This is a genomic window from Klebsiella sp. C239 (assembly GCF_048822715.1).
GTDB lineage: Bacteria > Pseudomonadota > Gammaproteobacteria > Enterobacterales > Enterobacteriaceae > Klebsiella > Klebsiella quasipneumoniae.
Map to the genome: position 1 here is coordinate 603,734 of NZ_JBMEZK010000002.1, position 18,632 is coordinate 622,365.

Sequence of the window (18,632 nt, forward strand, 5' to 3'; positions counted from 1 at the left end):
ATGTGAAAGCGCGCAGATGACAGCGCCTCTGGATGCCATCTGCGCCGGCGCCAACCCGACGCCAGCGAGCAAGGCCTGCGACGCCCTGTCGCAAAAAGCGGACCGCTGCCGATCCCCGGCGCAGGAATGGGCTGCTAACTGCACATTTAGTCACTTTTTCTGCCGCTTTATCGCGGTCGCTTAATTTAGCGACCGCACCTGCTGGTAGGAATTGAGCCGTTCACGCAGCGAAGTCAGCCAGGCATCTGGCTCCTGACGGCAGATTTCGGTGAGGATCGGCGTCAGCACCAGCTCGGCTTCATGGAAGTCGGTCCACTCCGGCGGCTGCAGGGAAAAAGGATCGTTCATCAGCCAGATCACCATCGGCGTCCAGGTGCGCGGATCCATCTGCAGATAATCCTGACAGCGCATCATATCGCGCGTCCGCGCCTCAGCGGGCGAGGCGTCCTTTCCCACCGCGGCGCTACTCATTGCCAAGAGTATTATTCCTGCCATTAGACGTTTCCAAACCCATTTTTGCCAAAGGGCGAGCTTCACTTTTGCCATTGTTATTATTTTACCTGCCAGTTGTCACCGGACGATATTCCCGGCAACTCACCTTAAAAAGAGCAGATTAATCGTTTGCATTTTTTTTAATACCAGACAGCGCTGAAGTAAGCGAACGCCTGTTCCTACAGCTGTCATCCAGATATGCAAATATATTCAGCGAGGGTTCGCCCAGAATATCTTCCCCGGGCGAAAACGATTTGTGTTACAATTGCGCCTTATTACGGCATCGATAAAAATAACCCCCGCCGCACCTGCACCAGACATCGCCCTTCTTTTTCATATCAGGATTTACGCCCCCATGAATGCGATAATCATTGACGATCATCCATTGGCACGTATCGCCATTCGCAACCTACTCGATACCAACAGTATTACCGTCGCGGCAGAGCTCGACAGCGGCGCTCATGCGGTGCAGGCCGCCGAAACGATGCAGCCTGACCTGCTGATCGTTGACGTCGATATTCCGGAGCTCAGCGGCATCGACGTTCTTGAGCAGCTGCGCAAACGCCGCTACCAGGGAAAAATTATCGTCATTTCCGCCAAAAATGAACGGTTCTACGGCAAACGCAGCGCCGACTGCGGGGCCAATGGTTTTGTGAGTAAAAAAGAGGGAATGAATAATATCCTCGCCGCGATCGAGGCGGCCAATAATGGCTACAGCTATTTCCCCTTTTCACTGGAGCGCTTCTGCACCCACGGCATCACCGATCAGGACCGGCTGGATACGCTGTCAACGCAGGAGATGAAAGTCTTCCGCTATATCCTCAGCGGCGTCGACTACACCACCATCGGCAGCAAAATGAATATCAGCAATAAGACGGTCAGCACCTATAAGGTCCGTCTGATGGATAAATTAGGCTGCAGCTCCCTGCTTGAGCTTTATGACTTTGCGCAACGCAATAAAATAGGGTGATGCCATGGTTGTTCGTCTTATTTTATCCCTGATTGTCGGACTGGCGCTAAGCCACTCCCCCGCCGCGTTTGCCATGAAGCAACTGGAGCTGAAAAGCCATGCCCACATTGCGGCAATCGACATTCCGCTTAACGATACGGAAAAGGTCTGGCTGGCCGCCCGGCCGACGCTGACCGTCGGCACCTGGCTGCCTGAGATGACGCCTATCGTCTACGACAGCGACGAGGAGAGCTATCAGGGGATTAACGCCGACTATCTGGCGCTAATGGCGCACAGCCTCGGGTTGAAGGTGGTTATCCGCCAATATGACACCGAGCAGCAGGCGCTGGCCGCCCTGGCCGACCGCCAGGTGGATACCCTGCTCACTCAGGTGGCGCACCGGGATGCGCTCGCCCCGGGACTGACGCACACCGCACCGCTGATCAAAACCTGGCCGACGCTGGTCACCTCGCTAAAATCCCCCCTGCCGCCGCTGACCACCGACCGCCGCGTCACGCTGGCCTGCACCCGCGATTGCGCCTTTTTCGATATCATTCAGCAGGCGTTTCCCAACGCCAAAATCACCCTTTACGATAGCGACTATCAGGCTCTCGCCTCGGTGGTCAGCGGCGAGAATCAGTATTTCATCGGCAACAACATCACCACCGGCCACTGCATCTCGAAATATTTCTCGCAATCGCTGGTCATCGCGCACTATTTTCGTCAGCAGGAGCAGCACAACCGCTTTGTCACCCGCGAGGATCGACCGGCGCTGCACCAGCTCCTTGACCATTTTATCCACGCTATCGACAGCGATACCGCGATGCGGATCATGCAAAACTGGCTCAACCGCGGCGATCTGTCATTTCTCAATACGCCGCTATCCTTTAGCGCCGAAGAGCAGCGCTGGCTACAGAAGCATCGTCGCGTCCGCCTGCTGGTCAACCCCTACTTTCCGCCTTTTACTCTGGTGGATGACGAGGACGAGCTGCGCGGCATTATGGCCGATATGCTGAATATTTTCTCGCTACAGACCGGGCTGCAGTTTGACCCCATCCTGGTGCGCAACCGTCAGGATCTGGCAAAGCGGATGGAAAAAGAGGACTGGGCGATCATGCCCGCCGCGACCCTGACCCCACAGCCGCAGGCCTACGTCACCCTCAGCGACCCGCTGATTAACGTCGCTTTTGTGCTGGTCGCCCGCGGCAGCGCCCCCGACCCACATCTGCTGGCCCGCCCGGCGCGGATCGCCCTGCCAGTGGGGCCAATCGCCGCCCACGACCTGAAAGCGCGCTTTCCACAGGTTGACTGGGTGGAGACGGATAACGTTGGCGTCGCGATGAAGATGGTGGAGGAAGGCGAGGTGGATGCCGCGGTAGCGTCGGAGCTTTCCGCCCGCTATATGATCGACCACTATTATCCACAGGGTCTGCACTACGCCCGCATCGACGGACTCCCGGTCGCCGCCATTCGGCTGGCGATCCCGCGCGATGAGCCGGTGCTGGCCGCCATCCTCAGCAAAGCGCTGCAGGCCATTCCGCCGCGGGATATTCTGCAGATGACCGAGAAGTGGTCGAAAATTTCCAGCCAGCAAATAGAGAACTGGAGCCAGTACAGCCGCCAGTTTTACCAGCTGATCGCCTTCGCGCTGGTGCTGATCGCCATCAGCCTCGGGTGGGGACTCTCCCTGTGCCGGGAAGTGCGCAAACGTAAAGACTCTCAGCAGCGGCTGGAGGAGGAGCTGGCGCAGAAGGAGGCCCTCTCCTGCGCCCTGGAGCGGGAAAAAGACAAAGCGATTCAGGCGACAAAAGCCAAGAGTCGCTTTCTGGCCAGCATGAGCCACGAGCTGCGCACGCCGGTGAGCGCCATCGTCGGCTTTCTGGAACTGCTGGCGAAACCGGAGCTGAACGTCGGTCAGCGTAAAGAGGCGATCGAGCTGGCGGGGTCGACGGCGCAAACCCTGCTGGGGCTGATCGGTAATATTCTCGATATCGACAAGATTGAGTCGGGAAAATACCAGATCACCCCGCAGTGGAGCGATGTCGCACAGGTCGTGTCGCAGCAGTGTCACACCTTCGGCGCGCTGGCGCAGCAAAAGGGGATCGCGCTCCACGACCATAACGCGCTACAGGAAGGGACCATGCTGTGGATCGACCCGCAGGCGCTGCGGCAAATCCTCAATAATCTCATCGGCAATGCGCTGAAGTTTACCACCGAGGGCGCGATTCAGGTCGACTGCCGGCTGACGCAAGCGGATGAGACGCAGGGGGAGCTGACCCTCATCATTAGCGACAGCGGCTGCGGGATCGGTGAAGAAGAGCAGACCACTCTCTTTCACCGTTATGCGCAGGCGCGCCAGGGGCGCAAACAGACCGGTTCCGGCCTGGGTCTGGTCATTTGCCAGGAGCTGGTCGCACTCATGCAGGGCCGACTGGAGATGGTTAGCCATCCTGGCGTGGGGACCACCTTCACCATCACCCTGCCAGTCAAGGTGAGTCGCTGCGCCGTTCGCGCGCCGAAGGTGTTGCCGGCCAGGCAGCAGGCCTTGCCCGGGCTGTCGATATTGATAGCCGACGACCATCCCACCAACCGGCTGCTGCTCAAGCGCCAGCTCAGCACTATCGGCTATAGCGTCGATGAAGCCTGCGACGGTGAAGAGGCGGAGAATAAGCTCGCTGGCAAACATTACGATCTGCTGATCACGGACCTCAATATGCCGAAGAAAGATGGCCTGGCGCTGGCGGCGTCGCTACGTCGGCGCTACCCGGACCTGATGATTTGGGGGGTGACCGCCAGCGCGCTGCCGCAGTCGCGGGAGGCCTGTCTGGCCAGCGGCATGAATATGTGTCTGTTTAAGCCGGTGTCGGTTCAGACGCTGAGCCACGAGCTCAGCCGTTTAGCGGTGGGCCACGCATCGCCAAACGTCACCCGACACCTGCGGCTCAGCGTGCTGACCGAAAATACCGGGGGAGACCAGGCGCTGATGACTGAGATGCTGGAGACGTTCCGCGATGCGTCGGCCGCGGATTTACAGGCTGCCGGACAGGCAATCGCCCGGCATAAGCCGCAGATCTTTCTGCGAGCGCTGCACCGTCTGCACGGTTCAGCGCAAATTCTGGGGATTACTGCGCTGCAAGCGCTGTGCGCCCCTTTTGAGGCGAAGCGGCCTGACTCGCTAACGCCGGCAAGCTGTCTGGAGGTGGTACAGCGCATCACCGGCGTCATGCGCGAGATCGATGGCGAAATCGACGCCCTGATCGGTCGCTAGCCGTTCCGGTCGGGCAGTCCGCCTGCCCGACCGTTAAGGGGACATCCTTGTCAGTTTCTCCCTCTGCGCTCTCTCAGGGTGGAACAGGTATCAGTTGCCTGCCACCAGCATCTCGCTGTCCACCACGATGCCCTCTTCAGCGCCTTTCAGCACCAGATTCGCTTCGTAATATTTTCCAGCTTTCAGCAGGTCTTGCGCCTGCGCCACCGCCTTACGGGTCTGGTTGAGCGGCATCAGATACTGGTTCTCAATTACGCCAATACCGGCCAGACGGAGGGTATCGATAGCCCCTTTCTGATCGCCTTTCGCCAGTTTTTCGTTAGCGGATTTAATGGCACTCTCTTTTTCCGGCGTGGCTACATAGTCTTCAGACAGAGCGATAGAGGCGTTAATGACCACATAGCGATCGGCGATCATTTTGGCTTTAGCATCGGTTTTCACAAACTTCGCCCAGCTGGCGTCATCGGCGGCCAGCAGCGCGGCGGCGTCGTCAGTCAGTTTTTTCGCGCTATCCGGCTGGCCATGGAACAGCGCCAGACGGGCGAACTGGACGTCGCGCATCGCGTTCGCGCCCTGCACTGCCACCTGCAGCACATCGGCGGCTTCTTTCTGCACCTGCGCTGTGGCTGCCGCGGCTGGCGCTGCCGTCGCGCTATCTGCTGCCCACACCGGAGAGGTACCCATCATGGTTGCCAGCAGGCTCGCCAGAATGACTTTTTTCATCGTTAACTCCTGATTAAAATCGGTAAGCATCACCAAACGCAGCCAGCTTAAAAAATATCATGGGCATTGAGAATCAGAGCCCGGAAGGAATATTGCGGGCCTTGTCTGACAGCTGTCAGACAAGGCGTATAAAGTCACCTCAGCGCTCTTATTTACGCCTGCCGATAGCGCGGCCTACTATTTTCCTCAGACCTTTCTTTTGGCCCGCTGAATAAAGCATGACGCATTTTATTCAGCGTCAGGCCGGCAACCGGGATCTGCGGAGCAATTATGTTTATGTTTAGCCATTACACCTTAAATGCGTTTAACCCACGCGTCTTGATTCGATATAAACGGCATGCCGGCTTGATGGCCGCGCTGCTGTTTATCTGCGGGGCCTGTTGCCTGGCCTGGCCGCTGGTCGCCGGCTGGTATCTCGCCACGGTGACCGGCATGTTGTTGATGATCTGCGGCTTCTACTCACTGTACAGCCTGATCGTCTTCCGCCAGCAGCACTGGAAATCACGCCTGGTGGCGCTGATCTTCGCCATCGCCTGGATCGTGCTCGGCCTGAGCTTTGTCGTTAATCCTCTTAACGGCATGAGCAGCCTGGCCCTCTTATTCGGCTTTTTATTTGTTCTCGGCGGTATTTCCCGCATCGTCAACGGATGTCAAACCCGAAAACAAAGCGGCGCCGGCTGGAATATTTTTATCGGCCTGTTGGATTTACTTATCGCCTGTCTGTGGCTGGCCATGAATCCGCAGCAAAGCTGGATATTTATTACCGCCTTTATCGGCGTTGAAATGATATTTAGCGCCATCGGCTTGCTGGTCCTGCGCAATAAAATGAAGCACGCCCAGGCTTAAGCCCTATTTTGTCACTGGAGAAGAAAATGAATTTGCCTAAAGCACTCGTACTGACCGTAGCGGCCACCACATTCTGTCTGATGACCAGCCCGGCGTTCGCGGTTCTGGAAACCACACCGCAGAATATGACCTGTCAGGAGTTTATGGATATGAACCCAAAAAGCATGACCCCGGTGGCCTTCTGGGTGGTGAACCGCAACACCGACTTCAGCGGCGGGGACTACGTCGACTGGCATGAAGTCGAGACCGTTTCGGTGCCGAAAATGTTGCAGCAGTGCCACAAGAACCCCGCCGCCAAACTCGGCGAGCTCAATGCGGTCATCAAGAAATAACCCTGATCCCCGGCGACTCGCCGGGGGAAGTTAACCTCGTTGCCCGCCGTGATGCGGCGGGCCCCGTCTCACTCATCGCTAGCGCATTCGCACGGCAGATGGTGGCCGATAAGCTTGCGGTATAAAAACGCTCCCATAATCGCCCCCACCACCGGCGCCAGCAGCGGCACCCAAAAGTAGGGTATCGACTGCCCGCCGGTAAAGGCCATCGCGCCCCAGCCGGCCAGACTGGTAAACAGTTTAGGGCCAAAATCACGCGCCGGATTCAGCGCAAAGCCGGTTAGCGGCCCCATCGACGCGCCGATCACGGCGATCAGCAAGCCAATCAGCAACGGTGCCAGCGGCCCGCGCGGGATGCCATTGCCGTCGTCGGTCAGAGCCATGATCATCGCCATCAGGATCGCCGTGATGGTGGTCTCTACGGCAAACGCCTGCCAAAAGGTGATATGCGGATGCGGGTAGGTGGAAAAGACCCCGGCCAGGTTAAGGCTGGCGACGGTACCGCGAACGATATGCTGGCTCTGTTCAAGATCGAGAAACAGCTGACGATAGAGCACGTACACCAGGGCGGCGGCGCAGAATGCCCCGGCCGTCTGGGCGACAATAAACGGCAGTACTTTACGGCGTTCAAAACAGGCGAACAGCCACAGGGCAATGGTGACGGCCGGATTAAGGTGCGCGCCGGAGACGCCAGCCGTCAGATAGATGGCCATGGCGACGCCGAGGCCCCAGATAATACTGATTTCCCACTGGCCAAAGCTGGCTCCGGCGACCCGCAGCGCAGCGACACAGCCCGCGCCGAAGAAAATGAGCAGTCCGGTGCCAAGAAACTCGGCCACGCACTGCCCGGTTAAGCTAGAAGTCTGGTTCATCATTGGCATCCTGAAATAGCACGTTATAGAGAGAGGCTGGCGCGAGCGCCGGCTTAATCGGCATGTCCGGCCAGCACCAGCCCGGTGGCGACCGCATTGCGCGGCCCTTCTGTTCCCCGAATGTTGCCCTGCCCGGCGACCACGCCGTAGTGCGACAGGGCGTCGGTGATCAGCTGCGGGATTTCAAAATCCAGCGATGAGCCGCCCACCAGCACCACAAAGGCGATATCGCGAATGGAACCGCCGGGGGAGACCTGGCGCAGCGCGCGCAGACAGTTGGTAACAAACACTTTCTCCTTCGCCTGGCGGCGCACAAGACGAATTTTTTCCAGCGGGCTGGCGTTATCGATCGGCACCAGTTCGCCCTCCTTGATGTACACCACTTTGGCGAACACCGCCGGGCTGAGGGCTTCCCGGAAGAACTCCACTGCGCCATTCTCGTGGCGGATACTGAACAGGCTTTCCACTTTGGCCAGCGGGTATTTTTTTATCGCTTCCGCCTGCGAAAGATCCTCGAGACCCAGCTCGGTTTTAATCAGCAGGCTGACCATATTTCCCGCCCCGGCGAGATGCACCGCGGCGATCTGCCCCTCCGCGCTGACGATCGCCGCATCCGTCGAACCGGCGCCGAGGTCGAGGATCGCCAGCGGCGCCGCACAGCCCGGCGTGGTTAACGCCCCGGCGATGGCCATGTTGGCTTCAACGCCGCCCACGACCACCTCAGTCTGGAGTCGGGCGCTCAGCTCGCGGGCGATAACCTGCATCTGCAGACGATCCGATTTCACCATCGCCGCTATCCCGACGGCATTCTCCATGGCGCACTCCCCAGCCATCCCGCCCTGCACCTTGCGCGGAACAAATGTATCCACCGCCAGCAGATCCTGGATGTAGATCGCGCTCATCTCATGGCCGGTCAGGGACGCCATCACCTTGCGCACCCGCTCGAGCATGCCGCCGGCGTGGGTGCCCGGTTCGCCGCGGATGTCGCGTACCGGAGCGCAGGCGCTTATCGCCTGCATGATCGCCTCCGCGCCCTCGGCGACATCGGCTTCTCCACGGCGCTTTTCGCCGCTGATGTAGATCTTGCCCGCCGGGATCACCCGCGACTGCACATCGCCCTGGGGGGTCTTGAGCACCACCGCTGAGCGGTTGCCAATCAGCGCGCGGGCGATGGGGACGATGGCCTGGGTCTCCTCCGGGCTCAGCCCAAAGAAGGTGGCGATGCCGTAGGGATTCGACAGGATCCGCACCACCTGCCCCGGCGCGGCCACCTCCACCGCCGCCATCACCCCCTCGGGCACGTGCTCCAGGAGCGTCACTTCATCCACCACCGGCAGGGTTTTGCGCAGGCGGTTGTTCACCAGCACGCCGTCGTCCTTTTTGAGGATCGCCGCCACCACGTTGATCCCGCGGTCGATCGCCTCATTGAGCCACCACACGGCGTCAAGGAAATCGACAGCGTCGTCAATCAGCGCGATCCACCCCTCGGCATACTGCGCCGCCGGCAGCGTCGCCAGCCGGCCGAGGGCGATGGTCGTCCCCACGCCGACGCCCACCCCGCCCGGGGTCTGCGGGTTATGACCGATCATGGTTGACTCGGTGATAATGGTCTCGGTGATGGTCTCCATCGCCACATCGCCAATGACCGGCGCGGCTTCGTTAAGATAGATGCGAGACACATCGCGCATTGACCATGGCGTTTTCGCCAGAGCCTGCTCCAGCGCGGCGAGGGTCCCGGCGATATTGTCCCGCGTCCCTTTCATGCCCGTCGTCGCGACGATCCCGCTGGCAACAAACGTCCTCGCCTGCGGGTCGTCGGACGCCAGCGCCACCTCGGTGGTGGCGTTGCCGATATCAATCCCGGCTATTAACGGCATGCTGACCTCCGCTTAGCTTCCTTTACGCAGCTTATGCCGCTGCTGATACACTTCCGCCGCCTCCCGGACAAAGGCGGCATTCACCGTCGCATGCCAGGTGTGCTCCAGCTCGTCGGCGATCGCCAGCAGCTCCGCCAGCGAGGAGCGGAACGGGCGCAGCGCGTTATAGATAGCCAGAATGCGCTCGTCAGGGATGGCGATAAGCTCCGCCGCGCGGCGAAAATTGCGCGCCACCGCATGGCGCTGCATCTGCTCGGCAATCTGCGCCTGGTACTCAAGGGTTTGCCGGGAGATCCGCACATCCTGCGGGCCCACCTCGCCAGAGAGCACTTTCTCGAGGGTGATGTCGGTCAATGGTTTGCCGGTGGGCGTCAGGATATGCTCCGGGCAGCGGGTGGCTAACGGATAATCCAGCACGCGCATGGTTTTCTCGCTCATGGTCACTCCCTTACTAAGTCGACGTGCAGGGTGACGGGCTCGGCGTCCTGCACCACATGTTTGGTCTCTTTGATATGAAACAGGGCGGCTTTGGCCATAAATTTCGGCCGCACCATCTGGTCGTTCACCACCGGCACCGGTGAAGGTGACTCGTTGCGCGCATAGCGCGCGGCGTTTTTGCCAATCTGCCGGTAGGTCTCCAGCGTCAGCAGCGGCGCCTGGGAGAACAGCTCCAGGTTGCTGAGCGGCAGCAGATCGCGCTGATGGATGACCGTGGTCCCCTTCGACTGGATACCGATGCCGATCCCCGAGCCGCTCAGGTTCGCCGCATCCCAGGCCATAAAGGAGACGTCGGACGTGCGCAAAATGCGCACCACTCGGGCGTGAAGTCCCTCTTCCTCCACCCCGGCAATCAGCTCTTTAAGGATCGCGCCATGGGGCATATCGATCAGGGTGTGATGCTGGTGTTTATCGAAGGCGGGGCCGACGCCGATCACCACTTCATCGGCGCGTTCCTCGGCAGAAGCCGCCCCGCCCTCGCGGGTTTTCAGGGTAAAAGAGGGCTGAATTTGGGTTGTCTGTTGCACAGGAATACCGCCTTATTCAATGGTGTCGGGCTGGACCACGCCCGGAATATTTTTGATCTCAGCCCAGCGTTCGGCGGAGATGCGATAGCCGGTGCCCGGCCCCTGATAGTCATTGATGTCGTTGACCGCGCTCACCACCTCGAACTGTCGATCGAGAATGGCCGAGGTCTGCAGGTAATCGCCGGTGACCCGCTGGCGCAGCATATTGAGAATATTGCTGGCGATATCCTCAAAGCCGCTGCGGCTCAGCGCGCCGACAATATCGAGGCCGGTAATATTGCGCTTCATCATCTCTTCCACCGCGCTCAGGTCCTCCACCACGTTACGCGGCGGCATCTCGTTGCTGCCGTGCGCGTAGGTGGCGGCCTCCACCTCCTCGTCGGCGATCGGCGGCAGCCCCAGCTCGCGAAAGACCGCCTGGATCGCCCGCGCCGCTTTCTGGCGAATGGCGATGGTTTCCGCCTCGGTCACTGGACGCAGTCCACCGTCAACCATCAGGTCGCGCTGCAGGATGTTGTAATCATCAAAATCTTCCGCATCGAAGTTCGAGCCGGCGAACATGTTGTCGTAGTTCGGCACCGCGCTGTAGCCGGAGAAAATAAAGTCGGTGCCCGGCAGCATCTGCATCAGGGTGCGCGCGGTGCGGCGGATATCCGAGTGGGAGAAGGTCTGGTCGTTGGCCGAGGCCACTTCGAGGTCGAGCATGGAGGCGATCAGATTTTCCGCCAGCACCGCCCGAATGCCCGAGGGCACGGCGCCGGTCATGCCGATGCAGCTCACCGCCCCGTTCTGTAGACCCTGCACCCCGGCGCCTTTGGTAATGAAGATGCAACGCGATTCGAGGTAGAGCATCGACTTGCTCTCCGAATAGCCCATCAGCGCTTCGGAGCCGGTGCCGGAGGTGTAGCGCATTTTCAGCCCCCGGGAGGCGTAGGCCGAGGCGAGGAACGCCTTTGACCATGGGGTGTCATCGCCGTCGGTAAATACCGCCTCGGTGCCGTAGACTGACACCGTCTCGGCGTAACTGGTTAAGCCACGCATGCCCAGCTCCAGCTCGGTGGCCTCTTCCACCGAGCATTGCGTCAACACGCCGGGGCGGCCGCACTGCGAGCCGACCAGCAGCGCCAGGGCGTTGAACGGGGCATAGCGCGCGATACCGACCGTGGTCTCCTGCTCGGAGAAACCGCGGATCCCGGCCTCGGCGGCGTCGGCGGCAATCTGCACCGGATTATCCTTCAGGTTGGTGACATGGCACTGGTTGGAGGGCGTTCGGCGGGCGCGCATCTTTTGCAGCGCCATCATCATCTCCACCACGTTCATCTGCGCCATGACTTCAACCGCTTTGGCCGGCGTGATGGCGGTGGTGATGGCGATGATCTCCTCCCGGCTGACGTGGATATCCACCAGCATGCGGGCTATCTCCAGCGCCTTCAGACGCATCGCCTGCTCCGTGCGCTCAATGTTGATCGCGTAGTCGGCGATAAACCGGTCGATCATGTCAAACTGGTCCCGGCGCTTGCCGTCCAGCTCGACGATCCGACCGTTTTCCACTTTGACCGACGAGACCGGGTCAAAGGGGCTTTCCATGGCGATCAGTCCCTCTTCAGGCCACTCGCCAATCAGCCCGTCCTGATTGACGGGGCGCTGGGCCAGTACTGCAAATCGTTTTGATCTTTTCATTGTTCATGGGCTCAAAAGGTGAAATCCGCAGACGGTAGCGAACACGCCGGGCCAGCGTCGCTGCCCGCCCGGCCATTACCGGCAATAGCGGAACTTTAAAGGAGCCACTGGTGAAAAAAATAAAATTAATTTTGTTTCAATCTGGCACGTTAAATCGGCAAACAGTTTCACTATGAAACCCCGCCGCGACGGCTAAAATAAAAAATGTGATCGCCAGCATTGATATAAATCAATTAATAAAAAAAGCCCGCCACCGCGTTTTTCCGAAGCCTTTTTAGACCTGTTGACTAAATCATGGCGGGCGACAAAATAACGCTGAGAAAAATAAATTAAGCCAACCGCGTGGCGATAGTTTTTTTACTTTCGCCCCCTACTGACTATTCGCGTCAGCATTACCCTGGCGCGGGAGATAATCATGAACAAGAGCCAACACATTCAGACTATCACCCTGGCCGCCGCCCAGAAAATGGCGGCAGCAGTGGAGAAAAAAGCTAATGAGATCAACGTAGCGGTGGTATTTTCCGTGGTTGACCGCGGCGGCAACACGCTGCTTGTCCAGCGGATGGACGAAGCCTTTGTCTCCAGTTGCGATATTTCGCTGAATAAAGCCTGGAGCGCCTGCAGCCTGAAACAAGGCACCCATGAAATTACGCCAGCGGTCCAGCCCGGACAATCTCTGTATGGTCTGCAGCTGACCAATCAACAGCGAATCATTATTTTTGGCGGCGGCCTGCCGGTTATTTTAAATCAGCAGGTAATTGGTGCCGTCGGCGTTAGCGGCGGTACGGTCGAGCAGGATCAATTATTAGCCCAGTGCGCCCTGGATTGTTTTTCCGCATTATAACCTGAAGCGAGAAGGTATATTATGAGCTATCGTATGTTTGATTATCTGGTGCCAAACGTTAACTTTTTTGGTCCCAACGCTATTTCCGTGGTCGGTGAACGCTGCAAGCTGCTGGGGGGTAAAAAAGCCCTGCTGGTTACCGACAAAGGCCTGCGGGCGATAAAAGATGGCGCGGTGGATAAAACTCTGCATTATCTGCGAGAGGCCGGTATCGAGGTGGCGATCTTTGACGGCGTCGAGTCGAACCCGAAAGACACCAACGTGCGCGACGGTCTCGCCGTGTTTCGCCGCGAGCAGTGCGACCTTATCGTCACCGTGGGCGGCGGCAGCCCGCACGACTGCGGCAAAGGCATCGGCATCGCCGCCACCCATGAGGGCGATCTTTATCAGTATGCCGGGATTGAGACCCTGACCAACCCGCTGCCGCCCATCGTCGCGGTCAACACCACCGCCGGCACCGCCAGCGAGGTCACCCGCCACTGCGTCCTGACCAACACCCAAACCAAAGTGAAGTTTGTGATCGTCAGCTGGCGCAACCTGCCGTCGGTCTCCATCAACGATCCGCTGCTGATGATCGGCAAACCGGCCGCCCTGACCGCGGCGACCGGGATGGATGCCCTGACCCACGCCGTAGAGGCCTATATCTCTAAAGACGCCAACCCGGTGACTGACGCCGCCGCCATGCAGGCGATCCGCCTCATCGCCCGCAACCTGCGCCAGGCCGTCGCCCTCGGCAGCAATCTTCAGGCGCGGGAAAACATGGCCTACGCCTCTCTGCTGGCCGGGATGGCCTTCAATAACGCCAACCTCGGTTATGTGCACGCCATGGCGCATCAGCTGGGCGGGCTGTACGACATGCCGCACGGCGTGGCCAACGCCGTCCTGCTGCCGCACGTGGCTCGCTATAACCTGATAGCCAACCCGGAAAAATTCGCCGATATCGCCGAACTGATGGGCGAAAATATCGCCGGACTGTCGACCCTCGACGCGGCGGAAAAAGCTATCGCCGCCATCGCGCGTCTGTCGATGGATATCGGGATTCCGCAGCATCTGCGCGATCTGGGGGTGAAAGAGGCCGACTTCCCGTACATGGCGGAGATGGCCCTGAAAGACGGCAACGCGTTCTCGAACCCGCGTAAGGGCAACGAGCAGGAGATTGCCGCGATTTTCCGCCAGGCATTCTGAGTGTTAACGAGGGGACCGTCATGTCGCTTTCACCGCCGGGCGTACGCCTGTTTTACGATCCGCGCGGGCACCATGCCTGCGCCATCAATGAGCTGTGCTGGGGGCTGGAGGAGCAGGGGGTCCCCTGCCAGACCGTATCCTGCGACGAAGGCGGTGACGCCGATACGCTGAGCGCCCTGGCGGCCAGAAGCTCGACGCTGCGGGTGGGCATTGGGCTCAGCGCCGCCGGCGAGATCGCGCTAACCCATGCCCAGCTGCCGGCGGACGCGCCGCTGGCGACCGGGCACGTCACCGATAGCCGCGATCATCTGCGTACGCTCGGCGCCAACGCCGGGCAGCTGGTGAAAGTCCTGCCGTTAAGTGAGAGAAGCTGAATGTACCGTATCTATACCCGCACCGGAGATAAAGGCACCACCGCCCTGTACGGCGGCAGCCGCATCGAGAAAGACCATATTCGCGTCGAGGCCTACGGCACCGTCGATGAACTGATATCCCAGCTGGGCGTCTGCTACGCCACCACCCGCGACGCCGGGCTGCGGGCAAGTCTGCATCAGATTCAGGAGACGCTGTTCGCGCTGGGGGCCGAACTGGCCAGCGATGCGCGGGGCCTGGTCCGCCTGAGCCAGACGATCGGCGAGGAGGAGATCACCGCCCTGGAGCGACTTATCGACCGCAATATGGCCGAAAGCGGCCCCCTGAAACAGTTTGTGATCCCGGGGAAGAATCTCGCCTCCGCCCAGCTGCACGTGGCGCGCACCCTGGCCCGTCGGCTGGAACGTCTGCTGACGGCCATGGACCGCTCGCACCCTCTGCGCGACGCGCTCAAACGCTACAGCAATCGTCTGTCGGACGCCCTGTTCTCCATGGCGCGTATCGAGGAGACTAGGCCTGATGCTTGCGCTTGAACTGGCTGGCGTCGATATCGTACTGCTTCATTTTGCGCCACAGGGTGGTGCGGCCGATATTCAGCAGTTGCGACATCTCCTGCACCCGCCCGCTGGTCACCCGGGCGGCGTGGATAATGGCCTCTTTTTCGATGGCGCTAAAGGTCAGGCTGGCCGGCAGCAGCGATGAGCCGCTATCGGCCCCCGGTCGATCGGAAAAGAGATATTCCGGCAGGTTGCTCAGGCGAATGTGGCCGTTATCGCTGCTGATAGCGATGTTCTCTATCACGCTGTTAAGCTCAAAATCATTTCCCGGCCACGAGTAGGCCACCAGCTGGGCCAGCGCGTCATCGTCCACTTTCAGCCGGGAAGAGAAACGCTTCTCCAGGCTTTTCAGCCGGTTATGCACCAGCGACGGGATACTGTTGCGCCGGGCGCGCAGCGGCGGAATGACGATCTCGAATGAGTGCAGCGCATAGTACAGCTGGCGGCTAAAGCGGTTCTGTTCCACCAGGTTGGCCAGATCGACGGTGGTGGTGGCGATCACCTTCACATCCACCGGGATCAGGCGGCGGGCGTCGAGCCGGGTAAGCACTCCCTGCTTAATCACCTGCAGCAGGGCGGACTGTAGCTCCGGCGCCAGATACTCAATTTTTTCCAGAAACAGGGTGCCGCCGTTGGCCAGCTCAAGGCGGCTCAGGCGGCCATTTTCATCATCGGTGGGGGCGCTCCCCATAAAGTCCTGGCCCAGCACGCTGTCGGCATACAGCTGGCAGTTGACGGCGATGTAGGGGCCGCCCGCCCGCTCGCTTTCATTGTGGATGGCCTGGCTCAGCAGCTCTTTCCCCACCCCCTCTTCACCGCACAGCAGTACCGGAAAGCCGCCGCGCGCCGCCTGGCGGCCAAAGTGGATCAGCCGCCGGGTTTCCGGATCGTCGGCTGACATCTGCTCAAAGGTGTGGCTGACTTTGCCCAGCTGGCTGGTCATCAGCTGCCGCATCTGCTCCACCGGGTGCAGCAGCAGAATAAAGCTGTTGCCTTGCGACTCGACAATCGGTTTTAAGGTGATCACCGCGTCGATAAACTGGTGCTGGCTTTCAAAGGTGACTTCAACGTGATTCAGGCCGCGGGCGTGTTTGATGGCGCGGCGCAGCAGCGCCGGCAGGGTCACCAGATCGGCGATATTTTTTCCCTGGCTGGCCTGGGCATCAAGATGCAGCAGTCTCGCCGCCTGAACATTGAGAAATTGCAGTACCCCCTGTTCGTTCCACGCCATCACCCCGTCGTCCATGCTCTCCAGCAGGCCGTACATCTGATTGAGGTGGCGGTTGGATTCCGCCAGCAGGCTGTCGGTGAGCAGGGAATTGCCCACCTCGCGGGCGATGGCCAGCGTCAGGGAGAGGTCGGCGCTGGACTGGTGCTCCACCAGACAGCAAAGCGAGATAGAGCCGAACAGCCGCCCGTGGTTATCGAACACCGGCGTCGAACAAAAGCTCCATGGCTGCAGGGCCTGCTTAAAATGCCGATCGCCGGCGGTGTTGATCGGCTGCCCCTGCATCGCGGCCAGCGACAGCGCGCAGGTGCCGATAATGCTCTCCGCGCAGTAGCTGCCGTCGCGAAACCCCAGGTCAGCCAGCTGCGCCAGCGTTTGCGGTTCGCCGCAGCGGCTCAGAATACAGGCGGTCTCATCAAGGATAAACAGCGCGCAGGGGCGACCGTCCATAAACTCCCAGGCGTCCTCCAGCGCCGCCTGACCGATGGTCAGCAGCGCGGTTTTACGCCGACAGATCGAGTCAAAGGTCAGGCCCTGGGCCTGGTGCGGTTTTTGCCAGGTTTCGCGCTGCATAAACTTGCTGCAGCGATGCCATGACTGGGCGATGACGGAAGAGACCGCCTTCCCGGTATCCTGAGTCTGAACAGTCATACTGTTTTCCGCGTTTTACCATAGAGAACCCCTCCGGCAGCCACTGCCAGAGGGGAGAAAGAAAGACCGCCGATCGGCGCCAGCGGTTTAGCCACCGCGAATTAACGCGCCAGCCACTGCTGGCCTAACAGATCGGCGGTGAGGATAGCGGCGTGCACACTCTCCGGGGTCACCGCAAACGGCATATTGTGGATGGTTTCCCCTTCCGCGCAGGTGGCTTTCGCCACCGCGGCGATTTTCGCGTCGATCCCCTCTTTGACGCCCATCTGCGCGAGGGTCACCGGCAGGCCGACGCGCTGGCAGAAGCTCAGCACGGTTTCAATCTCGTCCATCGGGCTGTTCTGCAGCACCAGCTGTGCCAGGGTGCCGAAGGCCACTTTCTCGCCGTGATACAGGTGATGGCACTCTTCCAGAATGGTGAAACCGTTGTGGATCGCGTGGGCGGCGGCCAGGCCGCTGCTTTCAAAGCCAATGCCGCTGAGGTAGGTGTTCGCTTCGATGATGCGCTCCAGCGCTTCGGTCACCACCCCGGCCTGCGCCGCCAGACGGGCCTTTTCGCCCTCCGCCAGCAGCGTATCATAGCACAGGCGGGCCAGGCTCAGCGCCGCCTCGGTGGACTGCCCCCCGGCCATGCTGGTGGCGCGCGCATCGTAGCAGGCTTTGGCCTCAAACCAGGTGGAGAGCGCATCGCCCATGCCGGAGACCAGCAGGCGTACCGGCGCTTTGGCGATAATCGCCGTGTCCATCACCACCATATCCGGGTTTTTCGGATAGATCAGATACTCTTCAAACTCGCCCGCTTCGGTGTAGATCACCGACAGCGCGCTGGTCGGCGCATCGGTCGAAGCGATGGTCGGGATCACCACCACCGGCAGCTTCTGGTAGTAACCGATCGCCTTCGCGGTATCGAGGGTTTTACCGCCGCCGATGCCAACCACGCCGCGGCAGCCCTGTTTTTGCAAAATCGCCATCAGGCGGTTAATTTCCGCATGGCTGCATTCGCCATTAAACCGTTCCGCATGGCAGCGAATATCGTGACTCTGCAGGCCATTCACCACTTTCTCCCCCGCCAGCTTCATCACGAAGTCGTCAGCGATGACGAAGAAGCTCTCCGCCAGGTTTTTGGCATATTGACCGAACAGGACAGCAGCATCAGGACCCTGAAGATATTTGGCTGGAGATTGAATAACTTTTAGCATTCCTTTCACCCTCAAATAAGTGCGCATGTAGACATGATGAGCCCTGGCGTTATCCGCGCCGGCCGGTAAAGCGCGGCCTCAACGGAATGTACCGGAGCAGTGCGATCACTGTAGGGCCGGCACGGAACAAAAAAATCTTTCGCCTTTTTGTTCTGATATGAAACACAGGTTAAATTTTTACGTTCCATATTGGAACAAAAAACCCTAGTCTTCGTCAGGATTGCGATCCCGATCCGCTCCTCTGCCGCATAATTCCCTTACCATCCCCCTTTAGCGGCAGGCTTTTTCCCCACAGCCGGGGGAAATTTAGCAAAAAATTTTTTTCAGCCCGCTGCGCCAGCCGCGATGACCGGCGCTTAAGGCAGAGGAAAAAAAGCGCGCCAGCTCGCATTTTCACCGTTTCCCCAGCAAAAACGTTCCATAAAGAAACAAAATCAGCAGGTGATGTTTCGTAATGAAACCCGATCGCCGGGGCATTCTTTTTTTCGTCCGCTCAGCCAGAATCATCATATCGCCAGGCACGCTGCACCGT

Annotated in this window: 19 protein-coding genes; 10 read left to right on the forward strand and 9 right to left on the reverse strand. The window is 59.7% G+C overall.

The annotated features are described in order from the left end of the window. Positions 1–16: 16 nt before the first annotated feature. On the forward strand, positions 17–184 hold the full coding sequence (locus ACOI6Z_RS08130; protein ID WP_156835173.1) for a hypothetical protein: 168 nt from the start codon (positions 17–19) through the stop codon (positions 182–184). Here the strand turns inward: ACOI6Z_RS08130 and ACOI6Z_RS08135 are convergent. Further along, a complete protein-coding gene (locus ACOI6Z_RS08135; protein WP_165455249.1) occupies positions 181–546 on the reverse strand; it encodes an HdeA/HdeB family chaperone in 366 nt (121 codons plus the stop codon). The genes ACOI6Z_RS08130 and ACOI6Z_RS08135 overlap by 4 nt on opposite strands. Positions 547–847: 301 nt before the next feature. Between ACOI6Z_RS08135 and evgA the strand changes: the two genes are divergently transcribed. Continuing rightward, the gene (gene evgA / locus ACOI6Z_RS08140) at positions 848–1,462 is read left to right on the forward strand and encodes an acid-sensing system DNA-binding response regulator EvgA (protein WP_420687175.1); all 615 of its coding nucleotides are present in this window, start codon (positions 848–850) and stop codon (positions 1,460–1,462) included. Between the two features lie 4 nt (positions 1,463–1,466). After that, the gene (locus ACOI6Z_RS08145; protein WP_420687177.1) at positions 1,467–4,709 is read left to right on the forward strand and encodes an ATP-binding protein; all 3,243 of its coding nucleotides are present in this window, start codon (positions 1,467–1,469) and stop codon (positions 4,707–4,709) included. A gap of 90 nt (positions 4,710–4,799) precedes the next feature. Here the strand turns inward: ACOI6Z_RS08145 and ACOI6Z_RS08150 are convergent, their stop codons facing one another. Next, positions 4,800–5,462 (reverse strand): YfdX family protein, encoded by a 663-nt coding sequence (locus ACOI6Z_RS08150; RefSeq protein WP_072096602.1) that lies wholly within the window; start codon positions 5,460–5,462, stop codon positions 4,800–4,802. A 240-nt stretch (positions 5,463–5,702) separates the two neighbouring features. Here ACOI6Z_RS08150 and ACOI6Z_RS08155 point away from each other — a divergent pair, with 240 nt between their 5' ends. Together ACOI6Z_RS08155 and hdeB are read left to right on the forward strand one after the other, a co-directional pair. Then, positions 5,703–6,278 (forward strand): HdeD family acid-resistance protein, encoded by a 576-nt coding sequence (locus tag ACOI6Z_RS08155; RefSeq protein WP_064155339.1) that lies wholly within the window; start codon positions 5,703–5,705, stop codon positions 6,276–6,278. Between the two features lie 26 nt (positions 6,279–6,304). Then, a complete protein-coding gene (gene hdeB, locus ACOI6Z_RS08160; RefSeq protein WP_023291054.1) occupies positions 6,305–6,610 on the forward strand; it encodes an acid-activated periplasmic chaperone HdeB in 306 nt (101 codons plus the stop codon). 68 nt (positions 6,611–6,678) lie between these two features. Here hdeB and ACOI6Z_RS08165 read toward each other — a convergent pair whose 3' ends face one another. Genes ACOI6Z_RS08165 through ACOI6Z_RS08185 form a run of 5 tightly spaced genes read right to left on the reverse strand, consistent with a single transcriptional unit; the run spans position 6,679 to position 12,064 of the window. Further along, entirely contained in the window at positions 6,679–7,482 is an 804-nt protein-coding gene (locus tag ACOI6Z_RS08165) for an MIP/aquaporin family protein (RefSeq protein WP_130952677.1), read from the reverse strand. A gap of 53 nt (positions 7,483–7,535) precedes the next feature. Continuing rightward, the gene (locus ACOI6Z_RS08170; RefSeq protein ID WP_060590413.1) at positions 7,536–9,359 is read right to left on the reverse strand and encodes a diol dehydratase reactivase subunit alpha; all 1,824 of its coding nucleotides are present in this window, start codon (positions 9,357–9,359) and stop codon (positions 7,536–7,538) included. A gap of 12 nt (positions 9,360–9,371) precedes the next feature. Further along, a complete protein-coding gene (locus tag ACOI6Z_RS08175) occupies positions 9,372–9,797 on the reverse strand; it encodes a glycerol dehydratase small subunit DhaB3 (RefSeq protein ID WP_065812753.1) in 426 nt (141 codons plus the stop codon). Between the two features lie 2 nt (positions 9,798–9,799). Next, positions 9,800–10,384 carry a propanediol/glycerol family dehydratase medium subunit gene (locus ACOI6Z_RS08180; RefSeq protein WP_050533722.1) on the reverse strand — a complete coding sequence of 195 codons (585 nt, stop codon included), beginning with the start codon at positions 10,382–10,384 and terminating at the stop codon, positions 9,800–9,802. 12 nt (positions 10,385–10,396) lie between these two features. Next, positions 10,397–12,064 (reverse strand): propanediol/glycerol family dehydratase large subunit, encoded by a 1,668-nt coding sequence (locus ACOI6Z_RS08185; protein ID WP_065812754.1) that lies wholly within the window; start codon positions 12,062–12,064, stop codon positions 10,397–10,399. 415 nt (positions 12,065–12,479) lie between these two features. On the opposite strand from ACOI6Z_RS08185, the gene ACOI6Z_RS08190 reads away from it, so the two are divergent. Genes ACOI6Z_RS08190 through ACOI6Z_RS08205 form a run of 4 tightly spaced genes read left to right on the forward strand, consistent with a single transcriptional unit; the run spans position 12,480 to position 14,998 of the window. After that, on the forward strand, positions 12,480–12,908 hold the full coding sequence (locus ACOI6Z_RS08190; RefSeq protein ID WP_023291060.1) for a GlcG/HbpS family heme-binding protein: 429 nt from the start codon (positions 12,480–12,482) through the stop codon (positions 12,906–12,908). Positions 12,909–12,929: 21 nt separating this feature from the next. After that, the gene (gene dhaT / locus ACOI6Z_RS08195) at positions 12,930–14,093 is read left to right on the forward strand and encodes a 1,3-propanediol dehydrogenase (RefSeq protein ID WP_065812755.1); all 1,164 of its coding nucleotides are present in this window, start codon (positions 12,930–12,932) and stop codon (positions 14,091–14,093) included. 20 nt (positions 14,094–14,113) lie between these two features. Further along, on the forward strand, positions 14,114–14,467 hold the full coding sequence (locus ACOI6Z_RS08200; RefSeq protein WP_023291062.1) for a glycerol dehydratase reactivase beta/small subunit family protein: 354 nt from the start codon (positions 14,114–14,116) through the stop codon (positions 14,465–14,467). Then, positions 14,468–14,998 carry a cob(I)yrinic acid a,c-diamide adenosyltransferase gene (locus ACOI6Z_RS08205; protein ID WP_044524805.1) on the forward strand — a complete coding sequence of 177 codons (531 nt, stop codon included), beginning with the start codon at positions 14,468–14,470 and terminating at the stop codon, positions 14,996–14,998. It abuts the gene before it with no gap. Here the strand turns inward: ACOI6Z_RS08205 and dhaR are convergent. Both dhaR and ACOI6Z_RS08215 read right to left on the reverse strand, forming a co-directional pair. Next, positions 14,976–16,901 carry a dihydroxyacetone kinase operon transcriptional regulator DhaR gene (dhaR, locus tag ACOI6Z_RS08210; protein WP_044524806.1) on the reverse strand — a complete coding sequence of 642 codons (1,926 nt, stop codon included), beginning with the start codon at positions 16,899–16,901 and terminating at the stop codon, positions 14,976–14,978. The two genes, ACOI6Z_RS08205 and dhaR, sit on opposite strands and share 23 nt — an antisense overlap. A gap of 101 nt (positions 16,902–17,002) precedes the next feature. After that, positions 17,003–18,100, reverse strand: coding sequence for a glycerol dehydrogenase (locus tag ACOI6Z_RS08215; RefSeq protein ID WP_044524807.1), 1,098 nt, complete (start codon positions 18,098–18,100; stop codon positions 17,003–17,005). A gap of 251 nt (positions 18,101–18,351) precedes the next feature. On the opposite strand from ACOI6Z_RS08215, the gene ACOI6Z_RS08220 reads away from it, so the two are divergent. After that, positions 18,352–18,555 carry a hypothetical protein gene (locus tag ACOI6Z_RS08220; RefSeq protein ID WP_064155366.1) on the forward strand — a complete coding sequence of 68 codons (204 nt, stop codon included), beginning with the start codon at positions 18,352–18,354 and terminating at the stop codon, positions 18,553–18,555. Positions 18,556–18,632: the final 77 nt, after the last annotated feature.

What these genes read in the sequence shown, in the direction of transcription:
- ACOI6Z_RS08145 (WP_420687177.1), top strand. Translation starts at nt 1,467, where the DNA reads ATGGTTGTTCGTCTTATTTTATCCCTGATTGTCGGACTGGCGCTAAGC.
- ACOI6Z_RS08205 (WP_044524805.1), top strand. Translation starts at nt 14,468, where the DNA reads ATGTACCGTATCTATACCCGCACCGGAGATAAAGGCACCACCGCCCTG.
- ACOI6Z_RS08155 (WP_064155339.1), top strand. Translation starts at nt 5,703, where the DNA reads ATGTTTATGTTTAGCCATTACACCTTAAATGCGTTTAACCCACGCGTC.
- hdeB (WP_023291054.1), top strand. Translation starts at nt 6,305, where the DNA reads ATGAATTTGCCTAAAGCACTCGTACTGACCGTAGCGGCCACCACATTC.
- ACOI6Z_RS08190 (WP_023291060.1), top strand. Translation starts at nt 12,480, where the DNA reads ATGAACAAGAGCCAACACATTCAGACTATCACCCTGGCCGCCGCCCAG.
- evgA (WP_420687175.1), top strand. Translation starts at nt 848, where the DNA reads ATGAATGCGATAATCATTGACGATCATCCATTGGCACGTATCGCCATT.
- ACOI6Z_RS08200 (WP_023291062.1), top strand. Translation starts at nt 14,114, where the DNA reads ATGTCGCTTTCACCGCCGGGCGTACGCCTGTTTTACGATCCGCGCGGG.
- ACOI6Z_RS08215 (WP_044524807.1), bottom strand. Translation starts at nt 18,100, where the DNA reads ATGCTAAAAGTTATTCAATCTCCAGCCAAATATCTTCAGGGTCCTGAT.
- ACOI6Z_RS08130 (WP_156835173.1), top strand. Translation starts at nt 17, where the DNA reads ATGACAGCGCCTCTGGATGCCATCTGCGCCGGCGCCAACCCGACGCCA.
- ACOI6Z_RS08165 (WP_130952677.1), bottom strand. Translation starts at nt 7,482, where the DNA reads ATGAACCAGACTTCTAGCTTAACCGGGCAGTGCGTGGCCGAGTTTCTT.
- dhaR (WP_044524806.1), bottom strand. Translation starts at nt 16,901, where the DNA reads ATGACTGTTCAGACTCAGGATACCGGGAAGGCGGTCTCTTCCGTCATC.
- dhaT (WP_065812755.1), top strand. Translation starts at nt 12,930, where the DNA reads ATGAGCTATCGTATGTTTGATTATCTGGTGCCAAACGTTAACTTTTTT.
- ACOI6Z_RS08135 (WP_165455249.1), bottom strand. Translation starts at nt 546, where the DNA reads ATGGCAAAAGTGAAGCTCGCCCTTTGGCAAAAATGGGTTTGGAAACGT.
- ACOI6Z_RS08150 (WP_072096602.1), bottom strand. Translation starts at nt 5,462, where the DNA reads ATGCTTACCGATTTTAATCAGGAGTTAACGATGAAAAAAGTCATTCTG.
- ACOI6Z_RS08170 (WP_060590413.1), bottom strand. Translation starts at nt 9,359, where the DNA reads ATGCCGTTAATAGCCGGGATTGATATCGGCAACGCCACCACCGAGGTG.
- ACOI6Z_RS08175 (WP_065812753.1), bottom strand. Translation starts at nt 9,797, where the DNA reads ATGAGCGAGAAAACCATGCGCGTGCTGGATTATCCGTTAGCCACCCGC.
- ACOI6Z_RS08185 (WP_065812754.1), bottom strand. Translation starts at nt 12,064, where the DNA reads ATGAAAAGATCAAAACGATTTGCAGTACTGGCCCAGCGCCCCGTCAAT.